Here is a 22,070-nt window from a genome sequence, read left to right on the forward strand (position 1 = left end):
AAAGTTATATTAGTGAGGAACAATGTTAAATAAACAAATTGACCAAGACGATTCCTTGGTTTTGCATACGGATTTATATGAAATCAACATGATGTACACTTATTTCAAAGAAGGAATAAGTGAAAGAAATGCCGTTTTTGAACTATTTTTTAGAAAAGAACCTTTTGGTAATGGTTATGCAGTTAATGCTGGCTTAAGCCGAGTAATTGATTACCTAAGTAATTTGCATTTCACAGAAAGCGACCTGCAATATCTGCAAGAGCAAGAAGGATATGATGATGACTTTATTGATTATCTTCGCAACTTTAAGCTTAAGTTAACTGTTCGTAGTGCTCTAGAGGGTGAATTGGTCTTTGCTAATGAACCAATTGTTCAAGTAGAAGGCCCACTTGCCCAGTGTCAAATTGTAGAAACAGCACTCTTGAATATCATCAACTTCCAAACCTTAATTGCAACTAAAGCAGCTAGAATTAAGGTTGCAGTTGGTGGTGACGGTTTACTGGAATTTGGTACGCGGAGGGCCCAAGATACTGATGCCGCTATTTGGGGTGCCCGGGCTGCTTATATTGGTGGCTTTGATGCGACTAGTAATGTTAGAGCTGGTAAGTTATTTAAAATTCCAATTGCCGGCACTCATGCTCATGCCCTAGTGCAAGCCTATAATGATGAATATAAGGCCTTTAAAGCTTATGCGGAAACTCATAAGAATTGTGTCTTTTTGGTGGATACTTATGATACTTTGCGTAGCGGCGTTCCTACTGCTATTAAAGTCGCTAAGGAAATGGGCGACAAGATTAACTTCCAAGGAGTCCGCATTGACTCAGGGGATATGGCTTATATTTCCAAAAAAGTCCGCAAACAATTAGATGATGCGGGATTCCCAAATGCGAAGATTTTTGCTTCTAATGATTTAGATGAAAAGACCATCCAAAACTTAAAGATGCAAGATGCTAAAATCGATGTCTGGGGTGTAGGTACTAAATTAATTACTGCCTTTGACCAGCCTGCTTTAGGTGGTGTTTATAAGCTAGTATCAATTGAAGATGAAAATGGCATCATGCAAGATACGCTTAAGATTTCTTCAAATGCAGTTAAAGTTTCTACACCTGGTAAAAAGCAAGTTTGGCGTATTTCTGCTAATGCAGCTAAGAAAAATGAAGGTGATTGGGTTTCAAACTATGATGAAGATCCAAGAAAATTCGATGCCTTGTTTATGTTTCACCCGCAATATACCTACATTAATAAGGTAGTTACGAACTTTACTGCTAGACCACTACTTCAAACTATTTTTGAAAATGGTAAACTTATTTATAACGAACCTAGTCTTCAAGAAATTAAAGACTTTACGGCTAATAACTTAGATGGCTTGTGGGATGAATACAAGCGTGCCTTGAATCCACAAGACTATCCAGTAGATCTGTCGCAAAAGCTTTATGATCATAAAGTGAACTTGATCAATAGTATTCGTTCAAAGATTGTTAAGAGAGGTTACTAAAATGCGTCCATTACAAGAAAAGATCATTGCCTATGAGCATGTTTTACCAGAAATTGATCCTAAAGAAGAAATTCGTAAATCAATTGATTTTTTGAAGGACTATTTAAAGCAAAATCCTTTTTTAAAGAGTTATGTCTTAGGAATTTCTGGTGGGCAAGATTCTACCTTAACTGGTAAATTAGCTCAAATGGCAATTGAAGAAATGCGCCAAGAAACTGGCGATAATTCTTACCAATTTATCGCTGTACGTTTGCCATACGATGTGCAAGCAGATGCTAGCGATGCAGCAGATGCAATTGCTTTTCAAAAGCCTGACCAAGATTTAATTGTTAATATTAAAGAGCCGGTTGATGCTATGGTTAAAGTTGTTGAAGCAACTGGTCAAAAAATTACAGACTTTAACAAGGGTAATATTAAGGCACGTCAGAGAATGGTTGTTCAATACGCAATTGCAGGTGCTAATCATGGTGCTGTAATTGGGACTGACCATGCCGCAGAAAACTTTTCTGGTTTTTATACTAAGTATGGTGATGGTGCAGCTGATATTACACCATTGTTCCGTTTAGATAAGCGCCAAGGTAAGGCTATGCTTAAGGAATTAGGCTGCCCAGAGCACTTATACTTAAAGGCACCAACCGCTGACTTAGAAGAAGATCAACCAGATCTTCCAGATGAAGTAGCACTTGGTGTAACTTACCAAGAAATTGACGATTATCTAGAAGGTAAACAAGTAAGTGAAAAGGCAGCTGAACAAATTGAAAAATTGTGGAAGAAGAGCGAGCATAAACGTCACTTACCAGTAACTATTTTTGATACATTTTATAAAAAATAATTTAACTTGCTAATTTTTGCATAAATTTTATAATAGAGTATGCAATAAGGGAGTAACGGCAAGTAATTGCGATAAGTTCAACAACCGAGAATTAATGTTCTCTGGGCTTATCTTAATATGTGAGACTTATGGCCAGTAATGGACATAGGTCTTTTTTTATTACAGGAGGAGAAATTGCTTACGAAATATTATGATCAGACGATGCCTGAAGTTGAGCAGGAATTAAAGACTTCCCTCAAAACAGGCTTATCGAAGCAAGAAGCTAAAAGACGTTTAGAAGAATACGGTCCTAATTCTTTAGCAGCTAAGAAAAAACGTAGTTTATTTATGAAGTTCATCGATCAGTTTAAAGACTTCATGATTATTGTGTTGATAGTAGCTGCTATCTTGTCGGGTGTTGTTGCACAGGAATGGACCGATGCAGCAATTATTATGATTGTTGTGTTAATCAATGCAATCTTAGGCGTAGTCCAAGAAGCCAAGTCTGAGGCAGCTATTGATGCATTAAAAGAAATGTCAACTCCAGTAGCCCATGTGCGACGAGATGGTGAAGTTCTGCAAGTTCCTAGTACTGAGATTGTACCAGGAGATGTGGTCTTGCTTGAGGCAGGTGATGTTGTTCCTGCTGATATGCGTTTAGGATTGGCAGCTAGCTTGAAGATTGAAGAATCAGCCTTAACTGGTGAATCAGTCCCTGTTGAAAAGTCAACAGACATTCCTGAAGGAGATGACATTGCCTTAGGCGATCGGGTAAACATGGCTTATTCAAATACTAATGTAACCTATGGTCGTGGTGAGGGAATTGTTACTGCTACTGGTATGAATACTGAAGTTGGTAAGATTGCCACAATGCTAAATGAAGCAGATGAAACAGATACTCCCCTAAAGCAAAATCTGAATCAATTAGGTAAAACCCTAACGATTATGATTTTAGCAATCTGTGTAATTGTCTTTATCGTAGGTATTTTTACTAAGCAAGGCAGTGAACCCATGAACAAGCTAATGATTGACATGTTCTTGGTAGCAGTATCATTAGCTGTAGCGGCAATTCCAGAAGGTTTGCCAGCAATTGTAACGATTATTTTAGCCTTGGGTACGCAGACTATGGCTAAGCACAAAGCAATTGTTAGAAAACTTCCAGCCGTTGAAACGTTGGGTGCTACTGATATTATTTGCTCAGATAAGACTGGTACATTAACCCAAAATAGAATGACAGTTGAAAAGATATACTATGATGCAACTGTTCACAGCGATAATGAAGAGATCAATCAAGATAATCCAGCCCTGCTTTCAATGATTTTGGCTAATGATACTAAAATAGAAAACGGCGGTAACTTACTAGGTGATCCTACTGAAACGGCTCTTATTCAATACGCCTTCGACAAAAAAGTTGATGTGCAAAAGCTATTAAGTCAAGATACGCGTTTGCAAGAAGTGCCATTTGACTCAGAGCGTAAATTAATGTCTACGGTTAATAAATATCAAGATGGTAAGTTTTTTGTTGCTGTGAAGGGTGCGCCTGATGAATTACTCAAGCGGGTAACTTCAATTGAAATTAATGGTCAAATATCCCCAATTACCCAAGAACAAAGAGAAGAGATTCTTGCTACCAATCAAGATTTAGCTGAAAACGCATTGCGTGTCTTGGGTCTTGCTTATAAGGTTATCGACAAGCTCTATGATGAGCCAGCTACTGATAATGTTGAACAAGATTTAATCTTTGCCGGGCTTGTGGGGATGATTGACCCTGAACGTCCAGAAGCTAAAGCTGCTGTATTAGAAGCTAAGAATGCTGGTATTAGAACAATTATGATTACTGGTGACCACCAAGTAACGGCTGCAGCAATTGCTAGCCGGCTAGGAATCTTAAATCCTGGTGATAATGATGGTGTCCTTACTGGTGCAGAACTTGATAAGTTATCTGATGATTACTTCATTAAGCATGTTGCTGACTACAGCGTGTATGCTAGAGTATCACCTGAACACAAGGTAAGAATTGTTAAGGCATGGCAAGCAAATGAAAAGATTGTCGCAATGACTGGTGACGGGGTTAATGATGCACCAAGCTTGAAGCAAGCAGATATTGGTATCGGTATGGGAATTACTGGTACCGAAGTATCGAAGGGCGCAGCGGATATGGTTTTAGCTGATGATAACTTTGCCACGATTGTTGAAGCTATTAAGCAGGGACGTAAGGTCTTTGCCAATATTCAAAAGGCAATTCTTTACTTAATGAGTTGTAATGTTGGTGAAGTATTAACTGTCTTTATGATGACTATGCTTGGCTGGGATATCTTAGCACCAGTGCAATTACTTTGGATTAACTTAGTGACTGATACACTTCCGGCAATTGCCTTAGGAGTTGAACCAGTAGAAGATGGAATTATGAAGAAAAAGCCACGTGGCCGCAATTCTAACTTCTTCTCTGGTGGAGTTGCTGGTTCTATTATTTACCAAGGTATCTTGGAGGGATTATTAGTCTTAATTGCATACCAATTCGGGCTTCATGTTGGACCTCATGTTGGTAATGATGCTTTACAACATGGGGATGCCTTAACAATGTCATTTTTAACTTTAGGATTAATTCAATTATTCCATGCCATTAACTCTAAGTTTATTCATAAGTCAATCTTTAGTAATAAGACATTTACCAATAAGTGGTTCAATAAAGCGATCATTGTGTCTGCTGTTATTATGGCTGCAGTTGAGTTACCATTTTTGACTAAGTTGTTTAATGTTACTGAGTTAAATCTTAGTCAATGGCTAGTTGTCTTAGTTGCAGGCTGCTTGATGATTATTATTGTTGAAGTTGTTAAATTCTTCCAAAGAAGAATGAATAGATAATTAGATAGACGAAAAAGAGTTGAATTTAATTTCAACTCTTTTTTTGTATAATAAATAGATGTTAAAAATAATAAAAATGTCGCCTTAGTTATAGGTACTTTTGCTAGAATAAAATAAAAAAGAATGAATTGAGAAACAATGAAAAGTTTATTTTTTAGATGGTATTTAAGTGTAATGAAGTTCTTAGCAGGTTTAATACCAACTAAGAAGAATGCAGCGGTAATCTTAAATGGTGCAGGGAGATCAGGCTCTAATGGCTATATTTTTTATAAATATTTGCAAAAAAATTATCCCAATCTTGATGTAACCTTGGTAGAGCCCTGGCCATCTTCTCACTTGCCTTTTTCTACTTGGAAAAGGATCGGAGCAGCTAAGTATATCTTTACTACACACCAACCCTTTAAGATTAAAAGCAGCCAAATAGATATTGAATTTTGGCATGGAATTCCTTTAAAGAGAATGGGATTGATGGCAAACAATACTTTGCGTAAAGATAATCAACGCAATGAAAGATTGTGGTATACCAGTGCGGATGTCGTTAGCTCAAGTTCTGACTTATACGAGAGTTTGATGAGCGCCTGTATCGCAATCTCTACTGATAAATATCGAAAGCTAGGATTTCCACGTTTAGATGCTTTAAAACAACCAGTTATTTCTAAAGAAGATTTTTTACAAGATTTGTTTAAAAGCTCTGATCCTCAAGCTCAAATTGGAATTTATATGCCGACTTTCCGCTATGAATTGGAAGACAAGTCAATTATGAAAAAAATTGAGGACGGGAATTTTTTTGCTTTTGAAGATTTTGAAGTTGAAAAGTTAAATAATGCCTTGAAAGAAAAGCATCAATACTTAATTGTTAAACTTCATCCCTATGAAATGAAGATGTTTAAAAACTTTGATAGCCAGTTTTCAAATATTGCTTTTATGAATAATGATTACTTATTTGACAATAATTATGATTTATATGAGTTGCTGGGATTGACGGACTTTTTATTGACTGATTTTTCATCAATTTACTTTGATTACTTACACCTCGATAAGCCAATCTTGTTTGTGACCAACTTTTTGAAGCAATATGAAAAGACGCGTGGATTATTGATAGGACCTTATGCAGAAATTGCACCAGGTAAGTGTATCAACTCGCAGACTGAATTGATAGCTGCTTTAGAGAAGATGGATTCTGCAGAAATGAGAGCCAAGCGGCAATATTGGTTAAAGCTGTCTGATTCATTGCCAGAAGATGAAAATTGTCGCCGTGTGTGTGAATTCCTTAAGCTAGATCAGGTGAAGTAATGAAGAAAACTTTCTTAAATATTCTCTATAATGCGGTTTATCAAATCTTTTTAGTTTTAGTACCATTGATTACAGTGCCGTATTTATCACGTGTTTTGGGACCTGGTAAGTATGGAATTTACAGTAGCGTAAATAATACTGTTCAATTCTTGATGGTATTTTGCATGTTGTCGATTTCTTATATTGGAATGAGGACAATTTCACGGGTTAGAAATACTGATGGCCCAGCAGAATTAACTAGGGCTTTTTGGGGACTATGGTATTTTCAGGCTCTTGCTGGAGCAATTACAATTTTAATTACGATTTTAATTTGTATTATTTTTAGAATTAAATATTGGTGGGAATTACTGCTGATGGTACCATTTTTAATCTCGGCACAGTTTGATATTTCTTGGTTCTTTCAAGGATTGGCAGATTTTGGCCGGGTAGTATTGAAGAATACAGCAGTTAAGTTAGTTAGTGTAGTTTTGATCTTGCTTTTGGTTAAGAATCCCGCTGACTTGTGGAAATATATCTTAATTATGTCTATTTCAACCATGTTAGGTTCGTTTGTCTTTTGGTTTGATATTCATAATTATGTTGGTGGTCCTACTAAGAGCTTTTATCGTTTAAAAGAAACTAGTAAGGCAATTATTACCTTATTAATTCCACAAATTGCGACCCAGATTTATACTTCTTTAGATAAGCCGATTTTGGGGATTTTTCAGAATTCTACTCAAGTTGCTTACTATGACAATTCGCAAAGAATTTCTAATATGATTTTGGGGATTATAACTTCGATCTCGCTGGTTATTATGCCTAAGATGGCCAGTGAAGCTAAAGATACCCAAAAAGTCGTTATGAAAAAGTCCCTTGAAGCAACGACCATGCTAGGTACCTTATTTGCAGTAATTGTAATGGCAAATACCAAGCAGTTTGTGCCTTTTTTCTTTGGTGAGCAGTATATTCCGATGACGCAGTTAATGTTCTTTTTCACATTGACGATTATTATGATTCCAATGGGTGGGGTATTCGCTAACCAATTTGCTTTGGCTAATTCGAGAGATAAGGATTATGCAATTCCGGTAATTATTGGGGCGGTTTCAGAGATAGTTTTGTCTTATTTTTTGGATCAATCATATGGCGCTGCAGGTGCGATGATTGCTATCTTAGTAACTGAGTTTATTGTTTTAATTTTAAGATTATGGATCGTTCGCGATGGCTATGAATTTGGCTATGTTTTTCATGATATACCATATTATTTCTTGATTGGGCTAATTAGCTTCGGTGTAGGGATGGTATGGCCGAATATCATTCATTCAGCCTTTTTAAATATGGCAATAAAGTCAGCTATTATGTTTATTGTATATCTTGCTATTATGCTAATATTTAAGCTAGACTTTAATCAAGACATCATTAAGTTTACAAAGAAGCTTTTAAAAAGATCTTAGATAATAAATGAATCAACAACAATTACAAGAATTGGTCGAACAAATATCATTAAAATATTTTGGGCGACCATTTTTACATCAGGCAAAAATTAATAAACGGATGCGGACAACAGGTGGGCGCTACTTTCTTAGTGACCATCATATTGATATTAATGCGCATTTTTTGGAAGATAAATATCGTAGTGAACTAGTAGGAATAATTAAGCATGAGCTAACTCATTATCATTTGCACTTGCTAAAAAGAGGCTATCAGCACCGCAATCGTGACTTTAAGCAACTATTAGCTAAGGTAGGTGGCAGTCGCTACGCTCCTGATATTGGCTTAAGAAGAATCCAGAAGAAAAATTATCTCTATGAGTGTGTCAATTGTCATCATCATTATGCGCGAGTACGGAAAGTTAACACTCGTAAATATCGCTGTGGAATATGCGGAGGAAAATTACGTTTGAATAGATTGATGAATTAATTTTAGAAAGGGTATTTTGCAGATATATCACTTGTTAACCATAAGTACTCAATTAATTTCAATTTGAGGTTGACGGAGTATGAAATCTCTGGTATATTAATTGAGTACGCGGGCGTGGCGGAATGGCAGACGCGCAAGACTAAGGATCTTGTGATCGCTTTAGATCGTGGAAGTTCGAGTCTTCTCGCCCGCACTATTAAGGAAGTCGAGATTCGGCTTCCTTTTTTTATAATTAATTTTAGGAAAGTTACAATAATGAACCATAATAAGACTCAACGATTAGCAATAGCTGCAATTTTTATTGCTATTATTATCATTCAGATTTTTGTTCCTTATGTAGGTTACTTGACGATAATACCGGGCCTGCCAGCAATTACTACTCTGCCGCTAACTTTAGCGATAGCGGGTAGTTTATTAGGTCCTAAATTTGGCTTTAGTTTAGGTTTATTTTGGGGTATTTTAAGTATGGTATTGGCATATACCCAACCAAGTAGTATGGTAAGCTTGATATTATTTCGGAATCCTCTAATTGCCATTTTGCCACGTGCTGGGGCAGGATTAGTAGCAGGCTTGATTGGGATGTTTTCCAAGAATAAAGGACAATCAGTAATCTATGTCCTAGCTGGCATATTGGGGGCCTTAACTAATACAATCTTAGTAGTGTGCTTGAGTTCATTAATCTTTATGACTCATCCCGAAGCACTACTTAATGCATTAGGACAAGCTCACAATAATGGCACGCTAATCTGGATCTTATTAGTAGCATTAGGCACTAACGGAATTTTGGAAGCAATTTTTGCAGGAATATTTACTCCGATTATTGTCTTACCATTGCAGAAAGTTTTTACTAGAAGAATGCACTAATGACTAGACGTTTTCGCAGAAGAAAGAAAAAATTAAGATTAAAATCTCTTGGTATAATTATCGCAATTATTTTATTGATTATTGGCTTAGGTTACTACATTAAGAAGATGGCCTATGATAATTATTTACGCCAAGCACAAACAGAAAAAGAATTTGCCCAGCAAAGCCGGGATAATTTTATTAAGGTAATCGCGCCAATTGCCCAGCGAGAGGATAAGGCTTATGGAATCTTGCCCAGTATTACAATTGCGCAAGCTTGTTTAGAGAGTAATTATGGCCAAAGCCAACTTGCTAAAAAGTATAATAATTTATTTGGTGTGAAGGGAACTGATCCTAATAAGACTAAGGTGCTTACTACTAAAGAATATGTCAATGGACAATGGCAGGTAATTAGTGGGCGCTTTCAAGTATATGATACTTATGAAGCATCAATTAAAGCCCATACTAAGTTATTTATAAATGGGACGACATGGAACCCTAATCAATATCGCCATGTTCTAAATGCTAAAGATTACCGTAGCCAAGCTAAAGCATTGGAAACAGATGGTTATGCGACTGATCCAGGTTATGCAGAGAAGTTAATTTACGTTATTGAGAAGTATAATTTGAATCAATATGATTAAAGAGGTGAGGTTAAATCATGGTATCTTTAGTAAAAATAGTTTTAAATCTTAATACGAATGATTATTATATTGGCTACATAGTTGATCAGAATCAAGAATTTGTAGTATTGCAATCAATAGATGCAGATGGAAATTTAGGTGGATTAGAATATATTAAGAATTCAGCAATTAAGACAATTAAACAGGATTCACCTGAGCTTGATTTCTGTAATCACTTTAAAGTAAGAGATATTTTTAATTTAAAAAAATTAAATTCATCATTTCTTAGCTTGGATATTGACTCATTTGAATCGTTACTTGCAAAAATTTCAACTCATGAACTTATAACTGTTAGTACCAAGAACGGCAATGATTTGACTGGTCATGTTTTAAAAGCAGATAATTTAAAAGTGCTTTTTAAGTTGAATAACCAAGAATATCCGCTTGTTATTCCAATTGAAGACATTGTGGGCATTAGTATTAATGATATTAAAAACATTTTAGAAAATATCTACCATGAAGCAAGTAGTAATCAAGATGACTTAGTAGCATTATATTTAGACTATGAAGATGATGAACGGTTCGGTGAAGCACTAATTGGAGCGGTAGTTTTTCACAATGATGATTATCTAGTCTTAGAAAGCCTTAATGATATCGGTCAATTAGATTCATATGTGCTTATTAATCGCAATTACATTGTTCATACTGACCAAGATACTGAATTATTAAGTTACTATAGCTTTTTGAAAAAGTGGCAAATAAAAAATGGTAGTTTTGACTTTAATAATTTAAGGAGTCAGCTAATACAGTTTGATCAATCTATTAGTATTGACAGCTTTTTGCAAAGCAAAATTGGCGACATGGTAACAATTAATGATTATCAGCTGGACAACGTTAATACAGGCAAGATTGTTAAGCTAGAAGATAAGAAGTTATATCTAAGTAATATTGATGATTTTAGATTAAGTAATAATATTCAGGAATTTAATTATTCAGATCTGGCAAGTGTTGATCTCATTAGTAATGACTTGCTAAGAATGAAACAATTTTTTAATTAAACTAAGCGAGTAGATACTAGTTAAGTCTAGTATCTTTTTTGTTATAATAGTTAAGTCAATTTGAGCGTTTTTTATGTAAAGGTAAAGGAGAAGCAATGAGCGAAGAATCAATTCTTGCAGGATTAAATCCTCAACAACAGAAGGCTGTGCAATGTACTGAAGGACCTCTTTTAGTAGTTGCAGGAGCTGGTAGTGGTAAGACGTCTGTTCTAACTAGAAGAGTCGCTTATTTAATTGAAGAAAGGGACGTTGCTCCTTGGAACATTTTAGCAATTACTTTTACTAATAAGGCAGCTGCTGAGATGCGTGAACGTATTCATCAACTTTTAGGATCGGTGGCTGACAATATTTGGATCTCAACATTCCATGCCTTATGTGTGCGTATCTTGCGCCGCGATGCCGATAAGATTGGCTATTCTACTAGCTTTTCAATTGCGGATTCTGCCGAACAATTGACTTTAGTGAAGCGGATTTTGAAGGACTTGAATATTAATCCGAAGATGTATGACCCACGTGCAATTTTAGGGACGATTTCAAATGCCAAGAATGACTTACTTACTCCAGATGGACTAGAAATGCAAGCTGGTAGCCCTTTTGATAAGATCGCAGCTAAGGTCTACAGGGAATATCAACATCGACTTAAGCGCGACCAGATTATGGATTTCGATGATTTGATTATGCAGACGCTAGTCTTATTTAAAAAAGATAAAGAAACTTTACACTATTATCAAAATAAATTCCGCTATATCTTAGTTGATGAATACCAGGATACTAACGAAGCACAGTATCAACTTTGTCACTTACTTGCCGCTCAGTATAAGAATATCTGTGTGGTAGGGGATGCAGATCAGTCGATTTATGGTTGGCGTGGCGCCAATATGGAGAACATCATGAACTTTGAAAAAGATTACAAAGATGATGATGTTCATACTATTAAACTTGAACAGAATTACCGCTCGACTGGCCATATTCTTGACGCTGCTAACTCTGTAATTAAGAATAATATTAATCGTAAGCCTAAGAAACTATGGACAGATAAGGGCGATGGCGAGAAGGTCAATTACTATCATGCTCAAAGTGGCAAGGATGAGTCACACTTTATTGTGTCTAAGATTCAAGAAGAGATGAAAAAGGGCAAACGTAAGTATAGTGACTTTGCTATTTTATACCGGACAAACGCTCAATCACGTGGTGTCGAAGAAATTCTAGTCAAGTCCAACATCCCTTATAAGATTGTGGGTGGCCATAAGTTCTACGACCGTAAAGAAATTAAAGATATCCTAGCTTATCTTAAGATTGTCGCAAATCCCTCAGATTCAATGAGTTTAAATAGAATTATCAACGTTCCCAAGCGCGGTCTAGGTCCCACTACAATGCAAAAGTTCAACACCTTTGCTAGTCAAAATGAATTTTCTGCGTTAGAAGCATTTAAGAATTTGGCTCTAGCGCCAATTACGGGACGGGCACATAAGACACTAAATGAATTTGGAGTTAAGTTAGCAGATACAATCGCCTATGCTAAGGATCATAGTGTAACGGGAGTCACAGAGAAGATCTTAGCTACTTTTGGTTATACTGATGCTTTAAAGAATGAGCATACTTTAGAAGCTAATACTCGTTTAGAAAACTTAGATGAATTTTTAACGGTAACTAAGAGTTTCGACGATAGTTATGAACCTGAAAGTGAAGACTCTACCCCGCTTGGTGATTTCTTATCAGAAGTAACGCTATTAAGTGATCAAGATGACTTAGAAAATCAAGGCGATGAAGTAGCCTTGATGACGCTTCATGCAGCTAAGGGACTAGAGTTCCCTGTTGTATTCTTAATTGGGATGGAAGACGGTATCTTCCCATTGTCACGTGCATTAATGGACGATAACGAATTAGAGGAAGAACGCCGTCTAGCATATGTGGGTATTACTAGGGCAGAGCAAGAGCTCTACTTAACTAATGCGGTATCAAGAATGATGTATGGACGCCCTCAGGTCAATGAACCATCACGCTTTTTAGATGAAATTGATGATAAAGACATTAGTCAAATTAATCCTGCTAGTGGCAATATTATAGCTGCCGGCAGAGGACTGAAAAAGACGACTGTTCCATTTGCTCGTAAACATGAAAGAGCCAATATAGAGGTATATACTCCTAAAAAGCCTACCGGTGCTGTTGGAGCAGATAAGAAGTCCTGGGCAGCTGGTGATCAAGTGGAACACAAGGCCTGGGGACGCGGCTTAGTTAAGAAGGTCAGTGGCACAGGAGAAGATATGGAATTAGATATTATCTTTTCTAACAGAGTTGGTGAAAAGCGCCTTTTAGCTGCATTTGCCCCAATTAAAAAGATATAATTAAGCTTAAGAGCAATTATTTTAAACAAAGGGTAATAAAAAATGACAGAATTATCACTTGAGCAAGCTAAAATCCAAGTTAACGAATTAAGAAAGAAACTTAATGACTGGGCTGATGCATATTATGCAAAAGATGCCCCAGTAGTTGAGGATTCTGTTTACGACAAGACATATAGTGAGTTACAAGAACTTGAAAGAAAATTCCCTGAACTAGTTACTCCAGATTCAATCACTCAAAGAGTTGGTGGTGATTTAAAGAGTGAGTTAACTAAAGTAGACCACCCTATTCCGATGCTTTCTATGGGGGATGTCTTCTCTAAAGATGAGTTACAAGAATTTGATCAAAGAATTCAAAAAGCTGTCGGTCATCCTGTTGCCTATAATGTTGAATTGAAAATCGACGGTTTGTCTTTATCCTTAGAATATCAAGAAGGTAAGTTAGTTAGAGCATCTACTCGTGGTAATGGGCGAGTAGGTGAGGATGTAACAGCTAATGTCCGTTATATTAAAGACGTGCCTCAGAAATTGCCAGAGCCTTTAACTACTGAAGTTAGGGGAGAATGTTACATGGGCAAAGAAGCATTCGCCAAGTTAAATGAACAGCGTGATAGTGAGGGTCTTCAGGTATTTGCTAACCCTAGAAATGCGGCGGCAGGCTCGCTGCGTCAACTAGATCCCAAGGTTACTAAGAAGCGAGATTTGAGTACTTTTATCTATACTTGGGTTAATCCTCCACAGGGAATTACTGGGCAGCATCAGGCTATTGAGGGGATGCACCAACTAGGCTTTCATACTAATGAGACAGGTAAGAAGTTGTCTTCACTTGAGGAAGTATTTAACTTTATTGATGAATACACCCAAAAGCGCAATAGTCTAACCTATGGTATTGATGGTATTGTCTTAAAGGTTGATGACTTAAGCTTGCAGGCTGAACTTGGCAACACTGTTAAGGTGCCAAGATGGGAGATTGCGTATAAGTTCCCACCAGAAGAGCAAGAAACGGTCGTTCGTAATATTGGATGGACTGTCGGTCGAACTGGGGTAGTGACACCAACTGCTGTCATGGATCCAGTACAATTGGCAGGAACTACTGTATCTAGAGCTAGCTTGCATAATCCTGATATGCTAAAGGAAAAAGACGTTAGAATTGGTGATACAGTACTGTTGCATAAGGCTGGCGATATTATTCCAGAAATTTCACAAGTTGTCCTATCTAAAAGACCTCAGGATAGTCAGCCATATGAAATCCCTACAATCTGTCCTTCTTGCAAGCAAAAATTAGTCCATATGCAAGATGAAGTGGCTCTTCGCTGTATCAATCCGATGTGTCCGGCCCAAGTTGAAGAAGGGATTACCCACTTCGCCTCACGTGGTGCGATGAATATAATGGGGTTAGGTCCTAAGATAGTTAAGCAATTAATTGCTAAAGGCTTAGTAAAGGATGTAGCCGATCTGTATCACTTAGATGAAGAGCAATTAAGTCAACTGGATCATTTTAAGGATAAGGCAATTACTAACTTATTAACTTCGATTGCAAATAGTAAGAATAATTCAGCTGAATTACTTCTCAATGGCTTAGGAATTGACCATGTCGGTGCAAAAGCTGCACGCTTAATTGTTGAAAAATATAAAGACTTGGAAAAGATTAGTAATTTAACAGTGCCAGAATTGACAACAATAGATACAATAGGAGAGACTATTGCTGAATCAATTGTGGCATACTTTGCACAACCTTCAGTTCAAAAGCTCCTCCAAGAGTTAAAAGATAGTGGTGTTAACTTGGAGTTTTTAGGAACTAGTGAAGAAGAAGCACCAGATAATTTCTTTAAAGATAAAAAAGTTGTCTTAACTGGTAAACTAGAGCACTTTACGCGTAGTGAATTTACTCAAAAGCTGCAAGCTTTAGGTGCTAAGGTTACTGGTTCAGTTTCTAAAAAGACTGATTATTTAATTTATGGTGCAGATGCTGGCTCCAAGAAGACAAAAGCTGAAAAGCTAGAAGTTCCAATGCTCACAGAAGCTGAAGCAATTGCTAAAATTAATGGATAAGAAGGATCATAAGTTGAAAAGAATAATCGCAACAGTGGCATTATTAGCTGCAGCACTAAGTCTAAGTGCATGTGGTAATTTAAAGAATTCGGACTTAGCTAATAATTCAACTACTTCTACAACTAAGAAAAAAGGCTACCAAACTACTAGTACTGATAAAGACGGCTATAATGTGCTATTGAAGGACGGACAATATGTAACTAGCCCAATTGAAGGCTTGACAGTAAATACTAGCGACAATAATGTTGATGAAAGAGCATTAGAGTCAGGATTGATGTCAATTTCTCACGCTAACTTTTCTACTACTAAGTATGTTTTTCAAGAAGGTCAGAAATTATCTACAACTACAGTAACTGACTGGCTAAACCGTAAGTCTAAAAGCAATTCTAGTGGTCTTAATCCTCAATCAACTGGAACTAAGAACTATACGCCAATTATTTTAGATCAAATTTTAGAACAAGACTTTTTAGTTAAATCAGGCAATAGCTATAAAATTTCAGGTATGAGCCTAGGCTTAGCCTTGAATTCAGTTGACTACTACACTAAGGGCAAGAGCAGTACTGAATATCATCAAGATATTTCGCGGGCAGAACAAAGAAATTTTGGTAAACAGGCAGCTAATAAAATTGTTGCACGTTTACGTAAGCAAAAAGGCTTAAAAAATGTTACATTAGTAATTGGTTTATTTAGCAAAACCGATAAAGATTCACTTGTTGGTGGTAATTATTTTGCATATGGAATTGCAAATGCAAATAGTAGTAAAATAAATGAGTGGAAAACAGTCAATAATCGTAGCCAAGTGCTACCAACTGTCGGTAACGATAAGGCAATTAATTCTAGCGACTCATCTGCATTCAATAACTTTAAGACTTCAATTGAGAATTACTTCCCTAATATTAGTGGGGTAACTGCAACGGTTTATTATCAAGATGATAAGCTGAGTAAGATGAGTATTAAGGTTACTACTCAATTCTTTGGCTATGCTCAAGTAGAGAGCTTTGCTAGTTTAGTAGAGAGTTCAGCTAAGAAATATTTGCCTAATAATGTACCAATTGAAATTGAGATTAGCTCAGTCAATGAAGTGCAGGCAATAATTGTCAAAAATTCCGCAGATGATAGTTACTACAAGCACGTTTTTGATGGTGAATAGGAGGCTTTAAATAGTGGAGATTACCAAGGATACGATCACTCACGTAGCTAAGCTATCTAGATTAGCATTTAGTGATCAAGAATTAGATAAGTTTACCAAGCAAATGGGCGACATTATCAACATGGCTGATCAATTAGGCGAAGTTGATACAACTGATGTTCCAGAAACTGTTCAAGTAGTAGACCGTGATACTGTCTTTAGAGAAGACAAGCCTGAACATTGGGAAAGTAAAGAAGAGTTAATGAAGAATGTTCCTGAAAAGGTAGACGGCTTTATTAAGGTTCCAGTGATTATTGATAAGGATGATAATGCCTAATGAATTACTTAAATGAAAATATCGAATCATTACACAAAAAATTAAAAAATGGCGACATTACTGCGGAAGAATTAACGCAAGATACTTTAAAAAATATCAAAGAATTAGAGCCTAAGCTTAATGCGATGATTACTGTAGTAGATGATGCTAAGCCTGCTGAAGATTTAGATCTATCTAATGAATTAGCTGGTATCCCAATTGCTATTAAGGACAACATTATCACTAATGGCATTAGAACTACTGCTGCCAGCCATATTCTTGATAACTATATGCCTGTGTATGATGCAACTGTAATTTCTAAACTAAAAAAAGCACAAATGACTATTGTATCTAAGGCTAACATGGACGAATTCGCAATGGGCTCATCCAGTGAAACATCATACTTTGGTACTCCTAAGAATCCTTGGGACTTAACTAAGGTAACTGGTGGATCATCAGGTGGTTCTGCTGCAGCTGTTGCTGGTGGTGAAGTTGTAGCAGCACTTGGTTCTGATACTGGTGGTTCTGTAAGACAGCCTGCAGCTTTTAATGGTATCTTTGGTATTAAGCCAACTTATGGTCGAGTATCTCGTTGGGGCTTAATTGCATTTTCATCATCACTTGACCAAATCGGTGTGATGACTAAGCGAGTTGCTGATTCTGCTAAGATCTTAAATGTTATTGCTGGTGCAGATGACCATGATTCAACTGTATCAACTCGCCAGGTACCTGATTTTACTAAGGCATTAGGTAAAGATGTCAAGAGCCTTCGTGTAGCTGTTCCCGAAGAATACTTCGGTGAAGGTGTTGAACAAGAGGTTAAGGACTTAATCAATGAACAAATTAAGGTTCTTGAAGATAATGGCGCAATTATTAATAAGGTAAGTCTGCCACATACTAAGTACGTTGTGCCAGATTACTACATTATTGCTTCTAGTGAAGCATCATCTAACTTGCAACGTTATGATGGAATTCGTTACGGTTATAGAGCAAAGGATACCAAGAACTTACTTGATGTTTATGTGAAGTCAAGAAGCGAAGGCTTTGGTGATGAGGTTAAGCGTCGTATTATGCTTGGATCATTTGCCCTCTCTGCAGGTTCTTATGACCGCTTCTTCAGACAAGCAGCTAAAGTTAGAACTTTAATTGCTCGTGACTTTGAGAAGATCTTTGAAGACAATGATGTTATTGTTGGACCAACAACTCCAACTACTGCATTTAAGATTGGCTCTTCTATTCAAGATCCACTTAAGATGTACGCAAATGATATCTTAACTATTTCAGCTAATATGGCTGGTATTCCTGCTGCGAGTGTGCCAGCTGGTCTTGTAGATGGTATGCCTGTTGGTTTCCAAATTATGGCTAAGCGTTTTGATGAAGAGAGCATCTTCCAAGTAGCTGACTTTATTGAACGCAATAACAAATTCTATGAAAAGAAACCAACTGGATTGGAGGATTAATTAATGAATTTTAAATCGACTATCGGACTTGAAGTCCACTTCGAATTAAAGACCAAGAGTAAGATTTTCTCTCCATCACCAGTAAGTTACGGTGCGCCTGCTAATACCGAAACTAACGTGATTGATTGGGCCATGCCTGGTGTCTTGCCAATGGTTAACAAGGATGTTTATCGCTTAGGGATTATGGTAGCTCTAGCAACTCATGCTCATATCTTGCCAACTACTCACTTTGATCGTAAGAATTACTACTACCCAGATAATCCTAAGGCTTACCAGATTACTCAATTCTTTCAACCTTTAGCACGTGATGGCTATATTGAAGTTGAAGTTCATGGTAAGAAGAAGCGGATTGGTATCCATGAAATGCATATTGAAGAAGATGCTGGTAAGAACACTCACGGTGCCAACGGCTATTCTTATGTTGACTTAAATCGTCAGGGTGTTCCACTTCTTGAAGTGGTATCTGAACCAGATATGGAGGATCCTGAAGAAGCTTACGCTTACTTAACTAAACTTCGCCAAATTGTACAATTCACTGGTGCTTCTGACGTTAAGATGGAAGAAGGTTCTATGCGTGTAGATACTAACATTTCCATCCGTCCAGCAGGTCAAAAAGAACTTGGTACTAAGGTCGAAATGAAGAACTTGAACTCATTTGACCACGTAAGACGTTCTCTAGCTTATGAAGAACAGCGTCAACAACAAGTCTTGCTATCTGGTGGTAAGGTACAATTATCAACTCGTCGTTTTGATGAAGCTACTGGTAAGACTGTTTTAGAGCGTGTCAAGGAAGGTGACGCAGATTACCGTTACTTCCCTGAACCAGATATTGCTCCAGATCACATTAGTCAAGAGTGGATTGATGAAATTGCTGCCACCCTTCCTGAATCACCATTTGACCGTCGTAAGCGTTATGTCGACGAGTATGGTATCAAGGAATACGATGCAGATGTTATTTTGCAAACTAAAGAATCAAGTGACTTCTATGATGAAACTGTAAAGGCTGGTGCAGACGCTAAGCTAGCTGCCAACTGGTTGAATACCCAGATTAATGGTTACTTAAATGAAAAGCAAGTTGATATTACTGATATTAAGTTGACACCTGCACATTTAGCCGAAATCATTAAAATGATCAAAGATGGTACCATTTCTTCTAAGATTGCTAAGAAAGTCTTCCAAGAAAGTATTGAAAATGGTACTGATCCTAAGAAGTATGTTGAAGATAAGGGTATGGTTCAATTATCTGATGTTTCTGTTTTAGGACCTATGGTTACTAAGATCGTTGATGATAATCCTCAATCTGTTGAAGACTTTAAGAATGGTAAGGACAGAGCTATCGGCTTTTTAGTTGGTCAAATTATGAAAGAGACTCGTGGTAAAGCTAACCCTAAAGTTGTTAACCAATTATTAAATAAAGAGTTACAAAATCGTTAATCACAAGCGAAAGGTGATAAGGCAATGACAAAAAAAGCACGATTGATCTATAATCCTGTATCAGGCCATGAGCAGATGCTTAGTAATGTGGCAGGAATTTTGAATATATTAGAGCAAGCCGGGTTTGAGGCCAGTGCCTATCAAACAACACCTGAACCACTATCTGCTCAAAAAGAAGCGACTCGCTGCGCTAAGGAAGGTTTTGACTTAATTGTCGGAGCTGGCGGTGATGGTACAATTAGTGAAGTTGTCAACGGTGTAGCCCCATTAGATAATAGACCTAAACTTGCAGTCATTCCTGCTGGAACTACTAATGACTTTGCTAGGGCTTTAAAGATTCCAAGAGATGACTTAGTTGAAGCAGCTAAAGTTATTCTTAAAGGAAAAACTAGAAAGATGGATATTGGTCTTGCTGGCAATAAGTATTTTATGAATATTGCCGCCAGCGGTTCCATGACAGAATTAACTTACGGTGTACCGTCAGAAATGAAGTCTATCTTAGGTTATAGTGCTTACTTGTTAAAGGGAGCAGAAATGTTACCTCGTATCAGCAGCCATAAAATGCGCTTAACTTATGATGAAGGCGTCTATGAAGGTGAGCTGTCGATGTTTTTGCTGGGAATGACTAATTCTATTGGTGGCTTTGAACAGATTATGCCAGACGCAGAATTGTCAGATGGTCTGTTCCAATTAATTGTTGTAAAGACTGCAAATCCAGTAGATGTGCTACGCTTAATGGCGATGGCTTTAAATGGCAAGCATGTCAATGAACCTAAGATCATCTACACTAAAACCAGAAGTTTGAAGGTGGAAGTTTTAGATGAAACTGAAGGAAAGATACCAGTTAACCTAGATGGTGAAATCGGTGGGTATTTGCCGATTGAGTTCACGAATTTACAACAACATATTGAATTTTACGTTGGTTAATAGATGGAGAGACACCGCAATTGTGGTGTCTCTTTTGGTAAATAAGATGCGAAGAGATAAAGATATTTCCAGATTAACTTCTCAAGATAAAGATGAGATTATTAAGATAAAAGAAAAAATAAAAAAAGCACAGCAAAAAGAGCCGACCAAATTAAGCCAAGACTTGCAAGCTTTTAATAATTCGATAATTACTATTATAATGACGATTATTGTCTTAGAAATAAAGCCACCAATTCATGAATTGCACTATGGGTATTTTTTAGCTAATATTGGTATATTTTTAATTACTTTCTTTATTATTGGAAGTTTTTGGTATGATTTGCATATTGCTTTTTTGTACTTTGTAAGGAAACCAACCAGAATAACTGCAATTCTGGATATGTTATTTTTGGTAGTATTGGCAATTTTTCCAGTAATGACGGAATGGATTATGAATGAACATTCTACTTTCGCAGTAATTAATTATGGAATAGTATTTTTAATAGTCCAATTATTAAAAATAGCTGTAGAATATTCAGGAGCAAAGCCAGAATTTAAAAATTCACGAATTATGAATGTTTTTCTAGTAAGATATTCCATCGGTAGAATTTTATCATCTATATCAATTAACATTTTTTTGATTATTCTATCTATTTGGTATCCAGGAATTGCAATGATCTTATACTTGATTATTCCTATAATTTCATTATTAACGCCAACTCATAATCTAGGACTTAGATAGAAAAATAAAAAGGACCATAGGGTCCTTTTTTTAAATCATATTAATGTTAATCTTTATTACTAAATCCAAAGATTTGTAAAAATTGTAAGAATAAGTTTACAAAGTCTAGGTAAAGTTCTAATGCCCCAGCAATAGCCAAGCCGTTAGCAGAGATATCATTACCATATTGCAGGTAAATCTGCTTCATTTTCTGTGCATCCCAAGCAGTCAAGATTGTAAAGATAATAACTGCAATGAATGAGAAGACATAGGAAACCATTGGATTTCTTAAGAAAAGGTTGATGAGCATTGCAACTATCAGCCCAATTAAGGCTGCAGATGCATAAGAACCGATATTATTTAAATTCTTCTTGGTAGTTGTACCAATTACTGCCATTGTAATAAAAACAGCAGCTGTTGAAAAGAATGCCGAGGCAATGCTAGTCTGAGTATAAGCACCAGCAATTAAGGCAAATTCAATACCATAAATAAGTGATAGTGCCATTAACATAATAAAGCTTGCGACCGGATTCCGCGTAGCCCTGAAGCCAATTCCTAAAGCTAAGAAAAGTGGGACGATTAGTATTACCCAACTTATAGCACGGTTATTGGCAAAGAAAGTTAACACTTGTGTTCTGAAGACAGTCATCGTTAAATAGGCACTAATTGCAGAAACCAGTACTGCTAAGGTCATCATGCCGTACATTTTAGATAAGAAGCTATTTAAGCCACTAATATCAACGACATGTCTACGTTCAGGTTCGAAGTTATCCAATAACATTTCCTTCTTTCTATTAAATGATCTTACTTAATATATTATAAGCGA

Annotated in this window: 18 protein-coding genes and 1 tRNA gene; 18 read left to right on the forward strand and 1 reads right to left on the reverse strand. The window is 36.6% G+C overall.

Annotated features, from left to right (window positions below):
- The first annotated feature begins 22 nt into the window (after nucleotides 1-22).
- The 18 genes from J2Z60_RS07940 (at nucleotide 23) to J2Z60_RS08025 (ending at nucleotide 21,265) form a co-directional block, all read left to right on the forward strand.
- Entirely contained in the window at nucleotides 23-1,495 is a 1,473-nt protein-coding gene (locus J2Z60_RS07940; protein WP_209687159.1) for a nicotinate phosphoribosyltransferase, read from the forward strand.
- A 1-nt stretch (nucleotide 1,496) separates the two neighbouring features.
- Nucleotides 1,497-2,327 (forward strand): ammonia-dependent NAD(+) synthetase, encoded by an 831-nt coding sequence (gene nadE / locus J2Z60_RS07945; protein ID WP_209687160.1) that lies wholly within the window; start codon nucleotides 1,497-1,499, stop codon nucleotides 2,325-2,327.
- 174 nt (nucleotides 2,328-2,501) lie between these two features.
- Complete coding sequence (locus tag J2Z60_RS07950) at nucleotides 2,502-5,171, forward strand: calcium-translocating P-type ATPase, PMCA-type (RefSeq protein WP_209687161.1); 2,670 nt, start codon at nucleotides 2,502-2,504, stop codon at nucleotides 5,169-5,171.
- 138 nt (nucleotides 5,172-5,309) lie between these two features.
- Nucleotides 5,310-6,464 carry a CDP-glycerol glycerophosphotransferase family protein gene (locus J2Z60_RS07955; protein WP_209687162.1) on the forward strand — a complete coding sequence of 385 codons (1,155 nt, stop codon included), beginning with the start codon at nucleotides 5,310-5,312 and terminating at the stop codon, nucleotides 6,462-6,464.
- Complete coding sequence (locus J2Z60_RS07960) at nucleotides 6,464-7,894, forward strand: lipopolysaccharide biosynthesis protein (RefSeq protein ID WP_209687163.1); 1,431 nt, start codon at nucleotides 6,464-6,466, stop codon at nucleotides 7,892-7,894. The genes J2Z60_RS07955 and J2Z60_RS07960 overlap by 1 nt, the downstream gene beginning before the upstream one ends.
- Before the next feature lie 7 nt (nucleotides 7,895-7,901).
- A complete protein-coding gene (locus tag J2Z60_RS07965) occupies nucleotides 7,902-8,360 on the forward strand; it encodes a SprT family protein (RefSeq protein ID WP_209687164.1) in 459 nt (152 codons plus the stop codon).
- 108 nt (nucleotides 8,361-8,468) lie between these two features.
- Nucleotides 8,469-8,553, forward strand: a tRNA-Leu gene (locus J2Z60_RS07970).
- Between the two features lie 62 nt (nucleotides 8,554-8,615).
- Nucleotides 8,616-9,224, forward strand: a complete 609-nt coding sequence (locus tag J2Z60_RS07975) for an ECF transporter S component (protein ID WP_209687165.1) — start codon at nucleotides 8,616-8,618, stop codon at nucleotides 9,222-9,224.
- On the forward strand, nucleotides 9,224-9,847 hold the full coding sequence (locus J2Z60_RS07980; RefSeq protein ID WP_209687166.1) for a glycoside hydrolase family 73 protein: 624 nt from the start codon (nucleotides 9,224-9,226) through the stop codon (nucleotides 9,845-9,847). Before J2Z60_RS07975 ends, J2Z60_RS07980 begins: the two co-directional genes overlap by 1 nt.
- Nucleotides 9,848-9,864: 17 nt before the next feature.
- Nucleotides 9,865-10,884 (forward strand): hypothetical protein, encoded by a 1,020-nt coding sequence (locus J2Z60_RS07985; protein ID WP_209687167.1) that lies wholly within the window; start codon nucleotides 9,865-9,867, stop codon nucleotides 10,882-10,884.
- A 95-nt stretch (nucleotides 10,885-10,979) separates the two neighbouring features.
- Nucleotides 10,980-13,229 (forward strand): DNA helicase PcrA, encoded by a 2,250-nt coding sequence (gene pcrA, locus J2Z60_RS07990; protein ID WP_209687168.1) that lies wholly within the window; start codon nucleotides 10,980-10,982, stop codon nucleotides 13,227-13,229.
- Nucleotides 13,230-13,271: 42 nt separating this feature from the next.
- Entirely contained in the window at nucleotides 13,272-15,278 is a 2,007-nt protein-coding gene (gene ligA, locus J2Z60_RS07995; protein ID WP_209687169.1) for an NAD-dependent DNA ligase LigA, read from the forward strand.
- 13 nt (nucleotides 15,279-15,291) lie between these two features.
- Complete coding sequence (locus tag J2Z60_RS08000; protein WP_209687170.1) at nucleotides 15,292-16,428, forward strand: CamS family sex pheromone protein; 1,137 nt, start codon at nucleotides 15,292-15,294, stop codon at nucleotides 16,426-16,428.
- A gap of 13 nt (nucleotides 16,429-16,441) precedes the next feature.
- Nucleotides 16,442-16,744: an Asp-tRNA(Asn)/Glu-tRNA(Gln) amidotransferase subunit GatC gene (gene gatC, locus J2Z60_RS08005; RefSeq protein WP_209687171.1), complete on the forward strand. Its 303-nt coding sequence runs from the start codon at nucleotides 16,442-16,444 to the stop codon at nucleotides 16,742-16,744.
- Complete coding sequence (gene gatA, locus J2Z60_RS08010; protein ID WP_209687172.1) at nucleotides 16,744-18,183, forward strand: Asp-tRNA(Asn)/Glu-tRNA(Gln) amidotransferase subunit GatA; 1,440 nt, start codon at nucleotides 16,744-16,746, stop codon at nucleotides 18,181-18,183. Before gatC ends, gatA begins: the two co-directional genes overlap by 1 nt.
- A gap of 3 nt (nucleotides 18,184-18,186) precedes the next feature.
- Nucleotides 18,187-19,617 carry an Asp-tRNA(Asn)/Glu-tRNA(Gln) amidotransferase subunit GatB gene (gatB, locus tag J2Z60_RS08015; RefSeq protein WP_209687173.1) on the forward strand — a complete coding sequence of 477 codons (1,431 nt, stop codon included), beginning with the start codon at nucleotides 18,187-18,189 and terminating at the stop codon, nucleotides 19,615-19,617.
- 24 nt (nucleotides 19,618-19,641) lie between these two features.
- Nucleotides 19,642-20,544, forward strand: a complete 903-nt coding sequence (locus J2Z60_RS08020; RefSeq protein WP_209687174.1) for a diacylglycerol kinase — start codon at nucleotides 19,642-19,644, stop codon at nucleotides 20,542-20,544.
- A gap of 34 nt (nucleotides 20,545-20,578) precedes the next feature.
- Nucleotides 20,579-21,265 carry a TMEM175 family protein gene (locus J2Z60_RS08025; protein WP_245328762.1) on the forward strand — a complete coding sequence of 229 codons (687 nt, stop codon included), beginning with the start codon at nucleotides 20,579-20,581 and terminating at the stop codon, nucleotides 21,263-21,265.
- 46 nt (nucleotides 21,266-21,311) lie between these two features.
- Here the strand turns inward: J2Z60_RS08025 and J2Z60_RS08030 are convergent, their stop codons facing one another.
- Nucleotides 21,312-22,019 carry a Bax inhibitor-1/YccA family protein gene (locus J2Z60_RS08030; protein WP_209687175.1) on the reverse strand — a complete coding sequence of 236 codons (708 nt, stop codon included), beginning with the start codon at nucleotides 22,017-22,019 and terminating at the stop codon, nucleotides 21,312-21,314.
- Between the last annotated feature and the right edge of the window lie 51 nt (nucleotides 22,020-22,070).

The sequence above is a fragment of the Lactobacillus colini genome (assembly GCF_017874575.1).
In the GTDB taxonomy this organism is placed as follows: Bacteria; Bacillota; Bacilli; order Lactobacillales; family Lactobacillaceae; genus Lactobacillus; species Lactobacillus colini.